The organism is Mycobacterium liflandii, assembly GCF_022354805.1.
Classification (GTDB): Bacteria; Actinomycetota; Actinomycetes; order Mycobacteriales; family Mycobacteriaceae; genus Mycobacterium; species Mycobacterium marinum.
Genome location: NZ_CP023138.1, coordinates 102,504 through 119,816, shown reverse-complemented (window position 1 = coordinate 119,816; position 17,313 = coordinate 102,504). Strand labels below are relative to the sequence as shown.

At 67.2% G+C, this 17,313-nt stretch carries 16 protein-coding genes, 1 tRNA gene and 2 pseudogenes; 12 read left to right on the top strand and 7 right to left on the bottom strand.

The annotated features are described in order from the left end of the window. The first annotated feature begins 125 nt into the window (after positions 1-125). Positions 126-1,331 carry a DNA polymerase III subunit delta' gene (locus CKW46_RS00615; RefSeq protein WP_482053491.1) on the top strand — a complete coding sequence of 402 codons (1,206 nt, stop codon included), beginning with the start codon at positions 126-128 and terminating at the stop codon, positions 1,329-1,331. Positions 1,332-1,410: 79 nt separating this feature from the next. Beyond that, positions 1,411-1,486: transfer RNA gene (locus CKW46_RS00610), tRNA-Thr, on the top strand. 10 nt (positions 1,487-1,496) lie between these two features. Here CKW46_RS00610 and CKW46_RS00605 read toward each other — a convergent pair. After that, a pseudogene (locus tag CKW46_RS00605) lies at positions 1,497-1,688 on the bottom strand (hypothetical protein). A 191-nt stretch (positions 1,689-1,879) separates the two neighbouring features. Between CKW46_RS00605 and CKW46_RS00600 the strand changes: the two are divergent. From CKW46_RS00600 to CKW46_RS00580, 5 genes are all read left to right on the top strand, one after another. Continuing rightward, positions 1,880-2,269, top strand: coding sequence for a hypothetical protein (locus CKW46_RS00600; RefSeq protein WP_499018599.1), 390 nt, complete (start codon positions 1,880-1,882; stop codon positions 2,267-2,269). Positions 2,270-2,492: 223 nt separating this feature from the next. Further along, positions 2,493-2,687: an antitoxin VbhA family protein gene (locus CKW46_RS00595; RefSeq protein WP_036427006.1), complete on the top strand. Its 195-nt coding sequence runs from the start codon at positions 2,493-2,495 to the stop codon at positions 2,685-2,687. 11 nt (positions 2,688-2,698) lie between these two features. Beyond that, complete coding sequence (locus CKW46_RS00590; protein WP_117437261.1) at positions 2,699-3,337, top strand: Fic/DOC family protein; 639 nt, start codon at positions 2,699-2,701, stop codon at positions 3,335-3,337. Between the two features lie 94 nt (positions 3,338-3,431). Then, complete coding sequence (locus tag CKW46_RS00585; protein ID WP_482053490.1) at positions 3,432-3,833, top strand: alpha/beta fold hydrolase; 402 nt, start codon at positions 3,432-3,434, stop codon at positions 3,831-3,833. A gap of 58 nt (positions 3,834-3,891) precedes the next feature. Further along, positions 3,892-4,284 (top strand): alpha/beta fold hydrolase, encoded by a 393-nt coding sequence (locus CKW46_RS00580; RefSeq protein ID WP_482052653.1) that lies wholly within the window; start codon positions 3,892-3,894, stop codon positions 4,282-4,284. Between the two features lie 564 nt (positions 4,285-4,848). On the opposite strand, the pseudogene CKW46_RS00575 reads toward CKW46_RS00580, so the two are convergent. Both CKW46_RS00575 and CKW46_RS00570 read right to left on the bottom strand, forming a co-directional pair. Beyond that, positions 4,849-6,728, bottom strand: a pseudogene (locus CKW46_RS00575) (PE family protein). Positions 6,729-6,869: 141 nt separating this feature from the next. Further along, positions 6,870-8,654 carry a hypothetical protein gene (locus tag CKW46_RS00570; RefSeq protein ID WP_117436356.1) on the bottom strand — a complete coding sequence of 595 codons (1,785 nt, stop codon included), beginning with the start codon at positions 8,652-8,654 and terminating at the stop codon, positions 6,870-6,872. A 32-nt stretch (positions 8,655-8,686) separates the two neighbouring features. Between CKW46_RS00570 and CKW46_RS00565 the strand changes: the two genes are divergently transcribed. After that, entirely contained in the window at positions 8,687-9,631 is a 945-nt protein-coding gene (locus tag CKW46_RS00565; RefSeq protein WP_482053489.1) for an NAD-dependent epimerase/dehydratase family protein, read from the top strand. Positions 9,632-9,646: 15 nt separating this feature from the next. On the opposite strand, the gene CKW46_RS00560 is transcribed toward CKW46_RS00565, so the two are convergent. Genes CKW46_RS00560 through CKW46_RS00550 form a run of 3 tightly spaced genes read right to left on the bottom strand, consistent with a single transcriptional unit; the run spans position 9,647 to position 12,029 of the window. After that, positions 9,647-9,988 (bottom strand): DUF2304 domain-containing protein, encoded by a 342-nt coding sequence (locus tag CKW46_RS00560; protein ID WP_011741846.1) that lies wholly within the window; start codon positions 9,986-9,988, stop codon positions 9,647-9,649. Beyond that, on the bottom strand, positions 9,985-10,698 hold the full coding sequence (ppgS, locus tag CKW46_RS00555; protein ID WP_015357471.1) for a polyprenyl-phospho-N-acetylgalactosaminyl synthase PpgS: 714 nt from the start codon (positions 10,696-10,698) through the stop codon (positions 9,985-9,987). The genes CKW46_RS00560 and ppgS overlap by 4 nt, the downstream gene beginning before the upstream one ends. Positions 10,699-10,733: 35 nt before the next feature. Next, complete coding sequence (locus CKW46_RS00550) at positions 10,734-12,029, bottom strand: hypothetical protein (RefSeq protein ID WP_482052652.1); 1,296 nt, start codon at positions 12,027-12,029, stop codon at positions 10,734-10,736. A gap of 143 nt (positions 12,030-12,172) precedes the next feature. Between CKW46_RS00550 and CKW46_RS00545 the strand changes: the two genes are divergently transcribed. Beyond that, positions 12,173-13,249 carry a DUF475 domain-containing protein gene (locus CKW46_RS00545; protein WP_015357469.1) on the top strand — a complete coding sequence of 359 codons (1,077 nt, stop codon included), beginning with the start codon at positions 12,173-12,175 and terminating at the stop codon, positions 13,247-13,249. Positions 13,250-13,257: 8 nt separating this feature from the next. Here CKW46_RS00545 and CKW46_RS00540 read toward each other — a convergent pair whose 3' ends face one another. Continuing rightward, complete coding sequence (locus CKW46_RS00540; protein WP_015357468.1) at positions 13,258-13,746, bottom strand: inorganic diphosphatase; 489 nt, start codon at positions 13,744-13,746, stop codon at positions 13,258-13,260. A 140-nt stretch (positions 13,747-13,886) separates the two neighbouring features. On the opposite strand from CKW46_RS00540, the gene dacB reads away from it, so the two are divergent. The 3 genes from dacB to tilS are packed head-to-tail and all read left to right on the top strand — an operon-like array spanning position 13,887 to position 17,277. Further along, positions 13,887-15,272 (top strand): D-alanyl-D-alanine carboxypeptidase/D-alanyl-D-alanine endopeptidase, encoded by a 1,386-nt coding sequence (dacB, locus tag CKW46_RS00535; RefSeq protein WP_482052651.1) that lies wholly within the window; start codon positions 13,887-13,889, stop codon positions 15,270-15,272. Beyond that, positions 15,269-16,327: a zinc-dependent metalloprotease gene (locus CKW46_RS00530; protein WP_482052650.1), complete on the top strand. Its 1,059-nt coding sequence runs from the start codon at positions 15,269-15,271 to the stop codon at positions 16,325-16,327. The genes dacB and CKW46_RS00530 overlap by 4 nt, the downstream gene beginning before the upstream one ends. Continuing rightward, on the top strand, positions 16,306-17,277 hold the full coding sequence (gene tilS / locus CKW46_RS00525) for a tRNA lysidine(34) synthetase TilS (RefSeq protein ID WP_086084791.1): 972 nt from the start codon (positions 16,306-16,308) through the stop codon (positions 17,275-17,277). The genes CKW46_RS00530 and tilS overlap by 22 nt, the downstream gene beginning before the upstream one ends. Positions 17,278-17,313 lie beyond the last annotated feature (36 nt).

Genomic DNA, 17,313 nt, shown 5'->3' with positions numbered 1-17,313 from the left:
CCGGAAACCTACGTGGGACTCGGCAAGTCGTTACCGAGTCGACTCGAGACGGGAAAGATAACGGAAATGTCGCGAAACGGTAGCCAATCGGTATCTGTCGGCGGGGACTAATAGTGTCCACGGTGATGTCTGGGGTATTTGCGCGGCTGGTAGGCCAGGGGGCGGTGGAATCGGAGCTGCTCGCGGCCGCGAGGTCAGCTCGCAGTGATTCGACTCACAGTTCGGGGTTTGACGGGGATATGACACATGCGTGGCTGATCACCGGGCCCCCGGGCTCGGGGCGGTCAATCGCCGCATTGTGCTTCGCCGCGGCGCTGCAGTGCACGTCAGACGGCGATCCGGGGTGCGGACGTTGTCGGTCCTGTTTGACCACCATGGCGGGGACTCACGCGGACGTGCGGCGGGTGATTCCCGAAGGCCTCTCTATCGGAGTTGACGACATGCGCGCGATCGTGCAGATCGCATCGCGCCGCCCAACCACCGGGCGCCATCAGATCGTGCTGATCGAAGACGCCGATCGGTTGACCGAAGGTGCGGCCAATGCCCTGCTCAAGGTGGTCGAGGAGCCGCCCGCATCGACGGTGTTTCTGTTGTGCGCACCATCGGTGGATCCCGAGGACATCGCGGTCACGTTGCGGTCCCGGTGTCGCCATGTCGCGCTGGTGACGCCGCCGACCACCGCGATTGCCCAGGTACTGATCGACAACGATGGGTTGGCGGCCGAGACGGCGAATTGGGCGGCTTCGGTCAGCGGTGGCCATGTGGGCCGGGCGCGGCGGCTGGCCACCGACCCGGAGGCGCGGCAGCGACGCGAGCGAGCGTTGGGGCTGGTTCGTGACGCCGCGACGCCGGCGCGGGTCTACGCCGCGGCCGAGGAGTTGGTCGCCGCCGCCGAGGCCGAGGCGCTGGCGCTGACTTCCGATCGCGCCGAGGCCGAAACCGAGGAGCTGCGTACCGCACTGGGGGCTGGTGGCACCGGGAAAGGGACTGCCGGCACGATGCGTGGCTCCGCCGGCGCGATCAAGGACCTGGAACGGCGGCAGAAGTCCCGCCACACCCGGGCCGCGCGCGATGCGCTGGACCGGGCCCTGATCGACCTGGCCACCTATTTTCGGGATGCGCTGCTGGTTTCGGCGAAGGCCGACCAGCCGCGGGCCAACCATCCGGACATGGCTGACGGGGTCGCTGCGCTGGCCGCACACGCGACTCCGGAGCGGCTGTTGCGTTGCATCGAGGCCGTGCTGAACTGCCGTGAAGCGCTGTCGATCAACGTAAAGCCAAAATTTGCGGTTGACGCCATGGTGGCAGCCATTGGGCAACAACTGCAGTAGCGGGGGGCCGGTCGGTCGATCCGGACTTGGGCGGACCTGCCCGCCTGCCGTAGACTCGTGCCGCCCGGAATGAGGGCACGCCGCCTTAGCTCAGTCGGTAGAGCGATTCACTCGTAATGAATAGGTCAGGAGTTCGATTCTCCTAGGCGGCTCCACCTGTACAGGTCAGGCTGGGTAATTACCCTGCCTGTTCGTGTTCGACGGCTTGAAGGGCGCGGATAGGGCGCGAATACTCATCTAGGCGGCGGTGTAGTCGGGCACCGGCACGGACTGCTCGACGTAGTGCCGCCGGGTGATTTCGCTGCTGCTGTGTCCGGCCTGCCGGGCCGAGGCTTCCAGCCCTATCGCGCGCTCTATCGCGGTGACGACGGACTTGTGGATCGAGTGCGGCACAACCTACTTGAAGTCCTCGCCGCGGATCGCCCGCCAGCGGGTGCGGACATTGGCCTCTGGCTGGTGCGTGCCTCGGCGGGGCGTGCTCTCGCAGCGTCGCGGCTCCGAACTCCGGGGTCGTGACGGTGTAGGGCTCGCCGCCGGCCTTGTGCCCGGTGGGATTTCTTGTCGAGTCGGTTACCGATGTACACGGTGACGGGACCGTCACCGTCGAGGCCGTGGATGTCGTCCCAGGTGAGTGCGAGCACTTCGCCGATGCGGGCGCCGGTGGCCAGCAGTACGTCGAAGATGCGCAGCCGGTCATACCCGCGCGCGGGTCCGCGATTCGATCGACCGCTCTGCCATGCAGCGATCCTCCGCCGCATCTCCACGGCGTCGTCGGGGTGGGGGCGCGCGGTTTGGTCGCTGACCGTGGTGGTGTGTACGCGGGCGTCGACGGGGGAGTAGCCGAGCGCAGGTACCGGTCGACCCGTTGTGTGGTGAGTTCACGCAGTCGGACGGTCCGCAGGGCTGGGATGAGCAGCTTGCCGATTACCCCGGCGTAGGCGTCGAACGTGTCCTCGGTTTTGCGCGGCCCGGCGCCGTTGGTGTGGGCCGGAGCAGTGTCGGCCCGGTACGTGTTGCGGGACGCCGTCGATTACATGGCCAACGAGACATGATGTTCGTACATCAGCGGTGGAGAACCGTGCTGTGTTTCCTTGATGGGCAAGCCTCTCTGCAATGTCAGTGCTGTCGACTATGCTGGTCAGACCCGCAAAATCAGATGAGGTGTTTGTCCAGGTGACCGAGTTGCAGAAGGCGAAGCGGCGCATCAGGACTGTCAGGGCAACCCGCCGCAACACCGAGCTGGAGGGCACCCGCAGCACCGCCGCTACCCGTGCCGATCAGGACGACTACGCCCGCGGCAAGATTACGGCAGCCGAGTTAGGTGAGCGCGTCCGCCGCCGGTACAACATCCAGTAACCGGGCCTGGAGTGCCGCATCCATGGGACACCGGCGATCACGAACGGAACTGGCAGGGCTACTTCATCCCCGGTACTTCCGTCTTACGGAACCGGGTCGGCGCCCGAACGCATGCCGAACTGCGTGACGCCGAGAACGACCTCGTTGAGGCCCGGGTGATCGAACTCCGCGAGGAACCCAATCTGCTGGGCGACCGCACCTACGATCTTGCATACCTGCGGGCGATTCACCGCCAGCTGTTCCAGGACGTTTACGTCTGGGCGGGAGACCTGCGGACAGTCGGCATCGAGAAGGAAGACGAGTCCTTCTGCTCGCCGGGTAGCATCAGTCGGCCCATGGAGCATGTCGCCGCGGAGATCCACCATCTCGATCGGCTCAGAGTGATCGACGACGGCGATCTCGCTGGCAAGGTCGCATACCTATACGACCACGTGAACTATGCCCACCCGTTCCGCGAGGGCAACGGCCGCTCCACCCGCGAGTTCTTCGATCTCCTGTTGTCCGAACGCGGTTCTGGCTTCGACTGGGGGAAGACTGACCTGGAAGAGTTGTACGGCGCTTGTCACGCAGCGCGCGCCCACTCTGATCTCACAGGCATGGTCGCGATGTTCACGAAGATCCTCGACGCCGAACCCGCTTACGACTTCTGATCGCACTGTACCTCCTGCTGTCAGCTGGTAACGGTGCGTGTTCAATCGGTGCGAGTTGGTCGGCGGCCCGCCGGGGAGTGGCTCCTGGGTGGGAATGACCTGTTCGACTACTTCCTTGGGCCACGGTTCGAAGCCTTTCCAAAGACTTCCCACCTGGTTGGGGATGGTGTCAGACTTCCTCATGGCCACCGACAAGACGGGGTTGGTGCTCCTGCACGGCGGGGCTGGGTCGGGCAGGGCATGGCAAGACGTGGTACCCGTCGTTTCGAGATATCACCAGGTGCATGCGCCGACGGCTCCCGGCCACCGAGGCGGACCCCCAGTGCAGAGGCGGCCAGCGACCGCGGCGGATGAGCGCTACCTCGACGAGCAAGGACTTCAACGCCCGCATCTGGTCGGCCATTCGATGGGCGGCTATTTGGCGATCGAATTGGCTCGGCGCGGCCGCGCAGCAACAGTGTGTGTTTGCGCCAGGTGGCTTCTGGGCGTCGGGTGACGGGCTGCGAGAAAGGACGCTGTCACGAGCGCTGGGAGGCGCCGGAATCGCTCGCCTGATGCGACCCATCATGCCGCTGGTGTTGAAGTCGCCGAGGGTCCGCCGACTTATGTTCCAGGATGGCGCGTGCCACGGCGATCGGATAAGCGCGCACCGGGGTGTTGAGATCTTTGACGACTTCCTCGGATGCACGGTCGCCAACGAAGTATTCTCAACCGACGAGGAGCAGATTGCCCCTTTGGACCCGTTGCCCTGCCCCGTCACGGTGGCGTGGTCGGAGAAAGACGAAATTGTTCCCGTCACGTCTTACGGCCCTAATGCGCGTGCGCGCCTGCCGCAGGCGACGTTCGTAACTCTGCCTGATGTTGGGCATGACCCTATGGTCGACGATCCCGAACTAGTCGCACGGACGATTCTGAGCGTGACGACAGCGAATGCACCCCAGGTGTAACGCCGCAACAACAGTGGCGGCCAACGGGCGGCTTCCGGTTCCGCGACACTTCAGGCGCTGCGCATCGGCCAGTGCCCGTCTCGAAGGAAGCCGTGAAGTACAAGATCGGCCTTGTCTTGACTCTGGCAGGTATGGCAAGTCCTATCGCTCTCGCGCCCTGCGGCCTTGCAGGCCGCGTGCGCTCGCGGTCTACCGGCGTCCGCGGCTCCGGCCCGTGTTCCGGCTGGCCGTTCGTGTGGGTTGCGTGAGGTGGGTGGGTCGCTTTGTGGTGGTGGGGGTTGGTTGTCGTGCTCACTGCCGGCCTGATTGTGCCGGGCATTGGGGCGATTGTTCTCGGGGACACGCGGCGTGCATCCGTGCGTGAGAGAGGGCGGGAGAACTCGGTTCCGGGGCGCGAAAACCCTGCGCGCGCCTGCACTCAGAGGCGCATTCGAACATGCATGCGATGCTCTGAGCTGCGCGGATCTGAAATCCCTGGGAACGAGACAACGCCTGATCCCGCTTTAACCATCATGAATAGGTCAGGAGTTCGATTCTCCTAGGCGGCTCGTTTGTTTGTGGTGGTCAGCCGTGCGGGCCGGTCGCGCCCGCCGTGCCGGCGGTGCCCGCTTTGCCGTCTGCGCCCGCGGTGGCCCCGCTGCCGCCGGCACCGAAGCCGCCGGCGGCGCCGCCAGCACCACCCGCGCCCCCAGCGCCAGGGGCCCCCGTCGAGCCGTCGGCGCCGGCGTGGCTGAACAAGATGCCTCCCTGACTGCCGATGCCGCCCACCGAGCCGGTGGCGCCGCCCTCGCCGCCCTGGGCGCCGTCACCGCCGTTGCCGCCGTCGCCGCCGAAGGCGATTTGAGTGGATCCGTTGCCGCCGGCACCACCCGCGGCACCTGCGCCGCCCGCGCCGCCGGTGCCGCCGGTCCCGCCCGCGCCGCCGCTGCCGCCGTCGCCGCCGTTGCCGATCAACAGGCCACTGGTCCCGGCGTCACCGCCCCTACCGCCGACGCCGCCCTCACCACCGATGGCCATCGAATTAGCGCCGGAGCCGCCGTTACCGCCGATGCCTCCACGGGAGCTTCCGTCTCCACCGACGCCGCCCCCGGCGCCCGAGCCCCCCGCACCGCCGGTGCCGCCGGTCCCACCAACACCGCCGTCGCCGCCGCTACCGCCATTGCCGAACAGCAGGCTCGCCGCCCCGCCGTTGCCGCCGTTGCCCCCGGTGCTGCCGTTACCGCCGGTGCCGACAGAAGGGTCAGAGTCGCCGCCGTCGCCCCCATGACCGCCGGTGGCGGAGCTCGCTGCGGTCGCGTCGCCGCCGTCGCCGCCGATGCCGCCAACGCCGGCGGCGGCGCCGGTACCCCCAGTCCCGCCGGTCCCGCCGTTGCCGCCGCTGCCGATCAATAGCCCGCCACGGCCACCGTCGCCGCCGGTCCCGCCGCCACCGGCGGTACCCCCGTGGGCTTGCCCCGAGAAGCTCTCGGCGTCCCCGCCGGCACCGCCGGCCCCGCCATTGGCGCCGCCACCGGGATCACCGCCGGCCCCGCCCTTGCCCCCGGTGGCCGACCCCGACGAGGCAGTGGCGCTTCCGCCGGCGCCTCCGGTACCGCCGGTACCGCCGGTCCCACCGGTATCACCGGTATCGCCGTTTCCCCGGTCAGGGGGCCATTGCCGCTAACGTTGCCGCCGGCGGCACCGGTTCCGGCCGTCCCGGTGGGGGTGGGGTTGACACCGTCTGCCCCGGCCAGGCCGGTCCCACCCTGGCCCCCGGTACCGCCATCGCCGAACAGGAACGCGTTGCCACCGTTTCCGCCATGCCCGGGACTACCGCCGTTGACGCCCGCCATGGCGGTCCCGCCTTGGCCGCCGATGCCGCCGTTGCCCCACAACAGGCCGCCGGTGCCGCCGGTGCCGCCGGTGGCACCAGCCCCACCGACACCTCCGGTGCCGCCGCTACCGAGCAACCCCGCGTTGCCGCCGGCGCCGCCATTTTGGCCGGGCGCACCGGAGCCGCCGGTGCCGCCGTTGCCGATCAAGATGCCGCCGTCGGCGCCGTTGGCCCCGCTGCCGGGTGCGCCGTCGGTGCCGTTGCCGATGATGGGACGGCCCAACAGCGCCTGGGCGGGTGCGTTGACCAGTCCCAGCACGTCGCGTTCGAGGACCTGCAAGGGCGAGACATTGGCGGCTTCGGCACTGGCATAGGCCAGTCCAGCGCCGCTCAGCGTTTGGGTGAACCACTGATGAAACTGCCCGGCTTGGACACTGAGTGCCTGATAGGCGCGGGCATGCGAGGAGAACAGGGCGGCCACCGCCGCCGAAACCTCATCCGCGCCGGCGGCCTGCAGCACGGTCGTCGGCAGCACCGCCGCGGCATTGGCTGTGTTGAGCGCGGCGTCGATACGTGCCAATTCAGTCGCCGTCGATGCCAGTAGGTCTGACGCCGCCACCACGTATGACACCGCTGTACTCCTAGATATGAAAGGTATGAAAACCGTTGTTGACTTTGCGGGCCAACGCTACCGTCAAATTTCGCTGAAAGTTATTGTCTTGGAGAAAACTTCGAGACAACTAATTCATCCGGAAGGGAATTATCGCGCCGCTTATTCGGGAGCCAGAAAACCCACCGGACCGGAGGCGACACACACCGCCAATGCGGTGGTATTGGCTCGCACGGTGATCACATCGCCGGCGCCTGGCAGCCGGGCGTAGACTCGGTTGAGGCCCGGATGCACCGGAACTTTGCGCTCGGGTCCCTCCGGCAGCGCCAGCGTTATCGACCCGTCGCTGTTGGCAAGATAATTGAGTTCAACGGTCCAGTCGGCGGGCAGCAACGGGCCGTCCAGGACCAGCCGTGCGGGCTGGTCTGGCTGCGCGAAATAGCCGCATTGGGGCATGGGGCCGGGAACAATCGTCCGTATCCAGGTAACTCGCGCATCGACCAAATTTCCAGAGCTGGTAAACATTCTCAGTTTGGTTGTCGCCGTCGCGAAATCGGGGCGGTTCGGCAACAGTGCGAACATATGGCTGGCCAGGTTTTCCGGCCAGGCCACCCGTTGCAGCACCAGTGGATCGACTTCTTGATCCAGTAGCGGGGCATTCGAATTTATCTGGGCGCCAGCCAAGCTCGCTTCCGCATTCTGCAGGTATGACTTGGTCGGGTTGTCGCGCCAGCTGGTCAGAAAGGTCGCCGTCGAGTATAGGCTGCTGGCCAGGAATAGCATCGCCGCGGCGGTGATCGTGCTGGCCCGGACGCGCGAGGCATTCAACCAATCTGACGGCCGATTCGCCGCGGTCAAGGCGACGGCGGCCAACAGCGCCAACACCACCACCAGATCGGGGAAATAGCGCAGCGTCTGCGCCAATTCCAGGGCGGTGAACCGCGATGAGCGCATCAGGTAGATCGGCACCTGGCAGGCGACGGCGTAGCCGGCCGCGGTCAGCCACACCGCGCCGATGCGTCGTTTACGGATCAGCGACAAGCCGAGTAGCCCGGCCAGCACCAGCCATCCGAGCGCCATCACCGTCGGCGGCGGCGTCGCCCACGGGGACGCCGGGGCCCAGCGATCCCAGCGCCACGGTCCGCCGGCCAGGCCCCCCACGATGCCGTGCGTGATCGATCGACACAGCAGGTCCCAGGTCATTGCCAGATCCCCACTCCAGCGCTTCTGGTCAACCACGGCCAGATAGAGCACCATCCAGCCGGCGGTCAGCGCCAGCGCCGCCGTCCACAACCGGATCCCGGCCTGCCAGGCCGTGCGCAGCGGACGCTTGTCGCCGCCGACATGGCAGACCAGGGCGCTGACCGCGAAGGCGACGAACGGGACCACCGCCGCCTTTTCGAAGAACAGCAGGCCGGCGAAGTAGGCGAGCACCGCGCTCACCGCGTATCGCTGGTTACCGGTGCGGATCAGCAGGATCGCGTCACCGCACACCCAGGCCAGCGCCGCCAGCAGCGGCAGCGAGTTCAGTGCCGCCGCCCACCACGCGAATCCGGGCACCCCCAGCGGGGTGAACAGCGCGAACGTCAGCGGGATGAGCAAGACCCGGCGCCAGCCCAGGATCACGTAGAGCGCTCGCAGCAGCGCTAGCGATGCCAGCAGCTGCAGCACCACCAGGCTGATCGCGGGTCCGGTCCAATCCAGCGGCATCAGCCGGATGATGATGCCGGCAATCAGAAATGCGCCGGGCATGACGTGGCCGTCATGGTCGTCGAACAGGTAGGTCGCCGAGAGCAGCTCCTGGGTGCCGGCCCGGCCGACCAGGATCAAATCGTCCCAATAGAAATACCCCCGGAACGCCAGCACGGCGCGGACCCCCAGCTGAATCATGATCAGCGCGATGGCGGCCACCGCGACCTTGGGCACGGGCCTGGTCCGGGTGGGCATGGTTATTTCTTACCGGTCGGTATTGTGTGCCGGTGCGTGCACTGGTCACCGGCGCGGCCGGTTTCATCGGATCGACACTGGTCGACCGTCTCCTGGCAGACGGTCACACGGTGGTCGGACTGGATAATTTCGCAACTGGCCGGGCGACCAATCTCGAGCATCTGGTCGACAACCTTGCGCATGTCTTCGTCGAAGCCGACATTGTGGACGCTGACCTGCAGGCAATTTTCGAGCAGCACCGGCCCGAAGTGATTTTTCATCTGGCGGCGCAAATCGACGTCCGCCATTCGGTGGCCGATCCGCAATTCGACGCCTCGGTCAATGTCATCGGTACCCTGCGGCTGGCCGAAGCGGCCCGGCTCACCGGCGTCCGCAAGGTGGTGCATACCTCCTCGGGCGGATCCATCTATGGCACCCCGCCGCAGTACCCGACCAGCGAGCGGGTGCCCACCGACCCGGCATCGCCGTATGCCGCCGGCAAGGTGGCCGGGGAGATCTACCTCAACACATTTCGGCATCTGTACGGCCTGGAGTGTTCCCACATCGCCCCGGCCAATGTGTACGGCCCGCGCCAAGACCCGCACGGCGAGGCGGGGGTGGTGGCGATCTTCGCCCAGGCGCTGCTGTCGGGTAAGCCCACCAAGGTGTTCGGCGACGGCACCAACACCCGCGACTACGTGTTTGTCGACGACGTCGTCGATGCCTTCGTCAAGGCGGGCAGCGACGTGGGCGGTGGCCAACGGTTCAACATCGGCACCGGCGTGGAAACCTCGGACCGCCAACTGCACTCAGCTGTGGCCGCGGCCTTCGGCGGCCCCGACGACCCGGAGTTTCACCCGCCGCGGCTGGGCGACCTGAAACGGTCCTGCCTCGACATCAGCCGGGCCGAAGAGGTGCTGGGTTGGCGTCCGCAAGTCGAACTGGCAGACGGGGTGCGGCGCACCGTCGACTACTTCCGGCGAACCCACGGCAGCTGATTGGCTGGGCCGGCCTCAGCGTGGCTCCGGTGTTTGAGCTCCTTCGAGCGCTATGGCGCGGGCCAGCCGCGCGTAGCGCAGCTCCAGGTCTTTGAACCGCATGTAGGTGCTCAGCGTGGTGAAGCTGAACGCCATGATCAGTGCGTAGAGCATCAGATCGGTGCCCCGGCGCACTCCGAACCAGTGTGCGACCACCGTGGTGTCGTCCGGTCGCAGCACCGCGTAGATACCGGCCAGGACGAATAGGACGTAGCCGACTTTGACCCATGCCCGCGACCGGGCGCTGCGGCGGGAGCGCAGCAGATAGAACAGCAACGCGATGATCGACCCGATCAACAGCACCTGGATCCAGTTCATCGTCGTATCCTCCCTCGCAAAAACCCGTCGAAAATGATGTTGACGCCGTTGAGCAGGGGCTGCCCTTTCGACTTCGAGTAGTCGGTGTAGAGCACCTCGACGGGTTCTTCGGCAACGCGCCAATGGTTTTCGGCGATCAGCATGACGAACTCGGTGGCGTGGCTCATCCCGCTCATGGTGATGTTCAGCCCATCGGCCACGGTCTTGTTGAACACCCGCAGGCCGTTGTTGGTATCGGTCAGGCCCAACCGGCGACCGCGCGGACTCAGGCGCGCCGCGGTCTGCAGCACAATTCGCTTCAGCAGGGGTGGGCGGCTCCCGACGGGCCGCCCGAAGCGGGTTCCGATCACCACGTCGACATCGCCGACCGACAACCGATGCACCATGGTGGCCAGGTCCTTGACGCGGTGCTGGCCGTCGGCGTCGAACGTGGCGAAGATCTGGGCTCCCGGCTGCTTACGGGCGTATTCGACCCCGGTCTGGATGGCCGCGCCCTGGCCCAGATTGATCGGATGAGCCACCACGTGAGCCCCGGCCCGCAGGGCGATATCGCCGGTGCCGTCGGTACTGCCGTCGTCCACGCACACCACATGGCCGAAGGTCGACCGCAGTTGCGCGATCACCTCGCCGATGACGGTGGCTTCGTTGAAGGCGGGAACGACGATCCAGACGTCGGGGTGATGCGTATCAATATCCATTTTCACGGCCATCTAGGCCCACAAATTACACGCTTGGCCAGGGCCCATCATCTGCTCGCGTATCCGGCGCGCGCCAGCGCGAGCAGATGAACACCGATCCCTACCAATGGGCCACACAACAGCGCCACCACCGTGCGGGCTTCCAGCGGCAGCGGCAACAGCAGCAGCAACCCTGATGCCGCTGTCGCGCTCACCCAGCCTAGTGAGTAAGCCCGGTGCAGTGCGGCCGCCACCGCCGCGGCTCCGGTGAGCGTCAACATGGCGATCGCCACGGCGGCCGCGGTCAGCCAGGCCAGCAGGGCGCCGCTGGCCTGATATTGCTGCCCGAAGGCCGAACGCAGTAGCCACGGGCCCACCGCTCCCGCGGCCAGCACCCCGATCACGCCGATACCGCCGATGAGTGCGGCCGGTGAGATCAGTGCCCGCAGTCGCTGCGCGCTCTCGTCGACGAAATGGGCGATGAGGTTTCCCTGCATCGCGGTCAGCGGCACCAGCAGCGGCGCACGGGTCAAAGTCACCGCCAAGATGATCACCCCGCCCTGGGGGCCGAGCTCGTTGGAGGTCAGCTTCAGCAGGACCGGAAAACCCATCACCAGAATCGCGCTGGCACCGGCGGCGGTGATCGAATGCGCGGCACCCCGCAGGAACGTTGCCGTGTTGCCCGGCGTCAGCAAGCGTGCCGTCGCGCGCGCGACGGGCGAAGCCAGCAGCAGAATCAGCCAGGAGACCGAGCCCGCCACCGCCGCCCACAGGAAGCCGACCAGACCCCACCCGATGGCAAACGTTGCCGCCGAGACCGCCACTCGGATTATCGCGTCGGTCACCATCAACGATCCGTAGTGCGACCACCGGTTGGTGCCGGCCAGCATGCCCAAAAGCGTGGCATGCAGACAGAATCCGGCCAGTCCCACACTGAGCAGTCCCACCGACAACCAGCGGTCCTCCACGAACACCCGCCCGCTCCACAGCGGCGAGCTGCCCGCGATCACCACGGCCGAGGCCAGTCCGACCATCCCGGCGATCCGCAGGGGATGAGTGCGGCCTCCTTCCGGCACGACGTCTAGGTACTGCGCGGAGCGGACTTCGCGCGTGGCTTCTTGCAGCAGCCCGTTGGCGGCGCCGGAAACCAGGCCGAATGCGCCCCAGAACACCCCGAACACGGAGAAGCCGCTGGGAGCCAAGTCCCGGGCGGCCAGATAGATCACCGTGTAACCGCACAGCGCGGTGACCGCGGTGGCGGTGCCGACGCGCGCCACGCTGCCTCGCGCGATCGCCCCCCCAGAGGCGCCCGCCGCTCCCGTTGTTCCCCCTACTTCGGTCACCCTGGCAGCACTAACGGCCAACCGACCTGATGCTGGGCACGTTTGCAGCCACGCTTGCAAATACTAAGCGTGCGGGGCGTGGGTGCTCGCCAGGCCGGTTCGGCGTTGTTTTGGCTTGCCCTGAGGGGCTCTCGGGTATAGATGAAATGCACTGGAAAGGACCCATGACAACGATCCGCGTGTTCGGGTTGTCGCTGCTGGTAACCGCGGCGGCTTTGGTTGCCGGGTATTGGCACGGCGGAGTGACCGCGCTGTTCCTGCTGGTGGTGCTGGCGATCCTGGAGATATCGCTGTCGTTCGACAACGCCATCATCAACGCCACGATCCTCAAGCAGATGAGCCAGTTCTGGCAGCAGATGTTCCTGACCATCGGGATCGTGATTGCCGTCTTCGGAATGCGGCTGGTGTTCCCGCTGACCATCGTCTGGGTTACCGCGGGTCTCGATCCGGTCCGCGCGATGAGGTTGGCGCTGAACCCGCCGCCCGGCGGCGCGCTGGACTTCCCGGACGGCTCACCCAGCTACGAGAAACTGATCAGCGCGGCCCACCCCCAGATCGCGGCGTTCGGCGGGATGTTCTTGTTGACGCTGTTTCTGGACTTCGTGTTCAACGACCGTGAGATCAAGTGGCTGAAGTGGATTGAGGCGCCGTTCGCCCGAATCGGGCGGCTGGGTCAGGTCCACGTGATGGTGGCGTGCGTGACGCTGATCTTCGCTGGTCCCGGGTTGACGGATTCCAGCGACGACCTGGGCACCGTGATGGTCGCCGGGCTGCTGGGTCTGGTGACCTACCTCGTGGTCAACGGCTTGAGCCGGGCGTTGCAGCCGCCTCGGGTCGGTGCCGGACCTGGCGAACTCGCCGCCCAGGGGGCGGTGGGCAAGGCCGGGTTCATGCTCTTCATGTACCTCGAGGTGCTCGACGCCTCGTTCTCCTTCGACGGGGTCACCGGGGCATTCGCGATCACGAGCGACCCGATCGTCATCGCGTTAGGGCTCGGCTTGGTGGGCGCCATGTTCGTTCGGTCGATCACGATCTATCTGGTCCGACAGGACGCCCTGGACCGCTACGTCTACCTCGAACACGGCGCGCACTGGGCGATCGGTGCGCTCGCGGTGATCATGCTGATGTCCATCGACCACCAACTGCAGATCCCCGAGTGGATCACGGCATCGATCGGCGTGGTGTTCATCGGGGCGGCGTTCACCAACAGCGTGGTGCGCAACCGGCGGGCCGGCGGCTAAGCCGGAAATCAGTGGCCGTCGGTCTTGAACCGCTCCACCGACCGCAACACCTCGGCCTCGGCCTCTTCGCGACCCACCCAGTCGGCCGCCTTGACGAACTTGCCCGGTTCGAGGTCCTTGTAGTGGACAAAGAAGTGCTTAATGGCTTCCAGCTCGAACGCCGGAACGTTGTCGATGTCCTGGATGTGGTCCCAACGATGGTCGCCGGCCGGGACGCACAGCACCTTGTCGTCGCCACCCTTTTCGTCGACCATCCGCAACATTCCGACCGGCCGAGCCTCCACCAGCACACCCGGGAACAGCGGCTCCGGCAGCAGTACCAGGGCGTCCAGCGGGTCGTCATCTTCGCCGAGGGTGTCCTCGATGAAGCCGTAGTCGGTGGGGTAGGCCATCGGGGTGTACAGGTAGCGGTCCAGTTTGACCCTGCCGGTCTCGTGATCGACCTCGTACTTGTTGCGCTGGCCCTTGGGAATCTCGATAGTCACGTCGAATTGCATCGCGTGGCTCCTTTGACTTAGTGAGGCCAGAAGAGGCCTGGGATTAGGTCAAATGCGTCCGGTGACATCCTAGTGCAGCGGTCCTGTGGGCCTGCTGGGTGGCCGGTTGGGCACAATGGGACCGGAAAGACAGGAGAGTTATGGGTCCCAAACGTTGGCGGAAATCCACCCAGGTGTTCCTTGGGGTGGCCGTGCTGGCGTTTGTCGCCGCCGTCGTTGCCGCCGCAGCGTTCTTCACCGTCGGTGGCCGCGCGGCCAGTGCGCGGTTGGTGGTGCCGCCGCCGCGTCCACCGACGGTCAAGCCCGCGGTCACCGCCGTGGCCGACACCGGTGTGGTGCCCAACTCGGGCGCGATGGCCGCCGCGCTGGCGCAGGCCGCGTCCGATCCGAACTTGGGCAAGCTGGGCGGTCGGGTCAGCGATGCGCTGACCGGGCAGGTGCTTTGGCAGCAACTCGACGACGTACCCCTGGTGCCGGCATCGACAAACAAGGTCCTGACCGCCACCGCGGCGCTGCTCACCTTGGACCGTCAGGCCCGGATCAGCACCCGCGTGGTGGCCGGTAGCCCCAGCGGCCAGGGGTCGGTGGTGTTGGTCGGAGCCGGGGATCCGACGCTGTCGGCGGCGCCGCCCGGCGTCGAAACCTGGTACCGGGGCGCGGCGCGCATCAGCGACTTGGTCGATCAGATCCGCCGCAGTGGCATGACGCCGACATCGGTGCAAGTCGACATCTCCGCCTTTACCGGGCCGACGATGGCCCCGGGCTGGGATCCGGCTGACGTCGGCAACGGTGACATCGCCCCGATCGAGGCGGCGATGATCGATGCCGGTCGCGTCCAGCCGACCACGGTCAACTCCCGACGGTCGCTGACCCCGGCGTTGGACGCCGGACGCGAACTGGCCAGGGCCCTTGGTCTGGATCCCGCAACGGTCAGTATCGCCTCGGCTCCCGCTGGGGCGCGCCAGCTGGCCGTGGTGCAGTCGGCGCCGTTGATCGAACGGCTCTCCCAGATGATGAACGCCTCGGACAACGTGATGGCCGAGTGCATCGCCCGCGAGGTCGCGGCCGTCATCAACCGTCCGCGCAGCTTCAGCGGCGCGGTCGATGCGGTGACCACCCGGCTGAACACCGCCCACATCAACACCACCGGCGCGGGGCTGGTGGATTCCAGTGGGCTTTCGGTTGACGACCGGCTGACAGCCCGGACGCTCGACGACGCGATACAGGCCGCGGCGGGGCCGGATCAGCCCGCGTTGCGCCCGCTACTGGATCTGCTGCCGATCGCCGGTGGTAGCGGCACTCTCGGGGAACGCTTCCTGGACCGGGCCACCAACCTGGGCCCGGCGGGCTGGTTGCGGGCCAAGACCGGCTCGCTGACCGCCATCAACTCCTTGGTCGGTGTGGTCACCGATAGCAGCGGACGCGTGCTCACGTTTGCGTTCATCTCCAACGATGCCGGGCCGAACGGACGCAACGCGATGGACGCGTTGGCCACCACGCTGTGGTCTTGCGGGTGCACAACATGACCGCGGCCTCGGATGTGACCCTGGGCAACACCGTCGACTGGCAGTTTGCGGCCACGGTGGGGGAGCGGCTGGCCCGCCCCGGTCCGCCGTCCAGTGACTACACCCGACGCCAGGCGGTCGACGAATTGATGCGCGCGGCCGAGCAAGCGGAGCCGCCGGTGCGCGACGTCACCGGTTTGATCACCACCGGTGATGTGCCCGCGGCCCGCGTTGTGGACCGGCCGGAGTGGATACGGGCCGCCGCGGAGTCGATGCGGGCCATGACCAACGGGGCCGAGAAGCCGCGCGGGCTGCTCACCGGGCGTATCACCGGTGCGCAGACGGGTGCGGTGCTGGCGTTCGTGGCCTCGGGAATTCTCGGTCAGTACGATCCGTTCGCCGCCGCGGACGGGGCCGGCATGGGCGGTCTGCTGCTGGTGTATCCCAACGTCATCGCCGTTGAGCGACAACTGCGGGTCGACCCATCCGATTTCCGGCTGTGGGTCTGCCTGCACGAGGTCGCCCACCGGGTCCAGTTCACCGCCAACCCGTGGTTGGCCGGCTACATGCAGCAGGCGCTCGGTCTGCTCACCACCGAACCCGCCGACGACATCGGACAGGTGGTGAGCCGGCTGGCGAACTTCGTGCGCAACCGCGACGATCCTGGCGACGATTCGGGCAATGTGACGGGGATTCTCGGTGTGGTGCGTGCCGTGCAGTCCGAGCCGCAGCGTCAGGCGCTGGATCAGCTGCTGGCGCTGGGCACGCTGTTGGAGGGCCATGCCGAACACGTGATGGATGCGGTGGGGCCGATGGTGGTGCCCTCGCTTGCCGTCATCCGTCGTCGCTTCGACGAGCGCCGGCAACGCAAGCAGCCGCCACTGCAGCGGTTGTTGCGCGCGTTGTTGGGCTTCGACGCCAAACTCAACCAGTACACGCGCGGCAAAGCGTTTGTCGACGACGTGGTGGCCCGGGTCGGGATGAAGCGGTTCAACACCATCTGGACGAGTCCGCAGACGCTGCCCCTGCCGGCTGAGCTGGAGAATCCGCGGCGATGGATCGACAGGGTGCTGTAGCGCAACTGCGCAGGGCCGTCGAGAAGTTCGCGTCGACCCATCTCGACGCCACCGACCGATGGAGTATCGGGCTGTCCGGCGGTCCGGATTCGCTGGCGCTCACCGCCGTGGCGGCGCGGCTGCGGCCCACCACCGCGCTGATCGTCGACCACGGCCTGCAGCCGGATTCGGCCGCGGTCAGCGAAACCGCCCGGGCCCAGGCCGTCTCGTTGGGTTGCGTGGCCGCACGGGTGCTCCGGGTCCAGGTGGGCAATCCGGCCGGGGCCGGGGGTGGGCTGGAGGCGGCGGCGCGCACCGCCCGCTACGGCGCGCTGGACGCCCACCGCGATGGCCCGGTGCTGCTGGCCCACACCCTCGACGACCAGGCCGAGACGGTGTTGCTGGGGCTCGGCCGCGGTTCGGGCGCTCGCTCGATCGCCGGCATGCGTCCGCACGATCCACCATGGTGTCGGCCCCTGCTGGGGGTGCGTCGCGGGGTGACCCATGACGCGTGCCGGGAACTGGGTCTGACCGCATGGCAGGACCCGCACAACAGCGACCGGCGCTTCACCCGGACGCGGTTACGTGCCGAAGTGCTGCCGCTGTTGGAGGAAGTGCTGGGTGGGGGTGTGGCCGCGGCGTTGGCGCGCACCGCGACCGCGCTGCGCGCGGACACCGAGCTGCTCGACGCCATCGCCGCCGAGGCGCTGCCCACCGCCGTCGTCGATTTCGGCCTGGACACCAGCGTGCTGGCTACGCTGCCCGACCCAGTGCGTCGGCGAGTGATCCGCAGTTGGCTGCTGGCCGGCGGGGCGATCGGGCTGACCGACAAGCAGATCAGGGGCGTGGACGCGCTGGTCACGGCCTGGCGAGGCCAGGGCGGGGTGGCGGTCGGATCGAATTTGAAGGCGCGGCGTCTGGTCGCCGGACGAGGTGGCGGCCTGCTGACTTTGCGGTCCGAGCCAATCTGAGTCGGTGAAGATGGGGACTGGCGTTGGTTGTTCGGG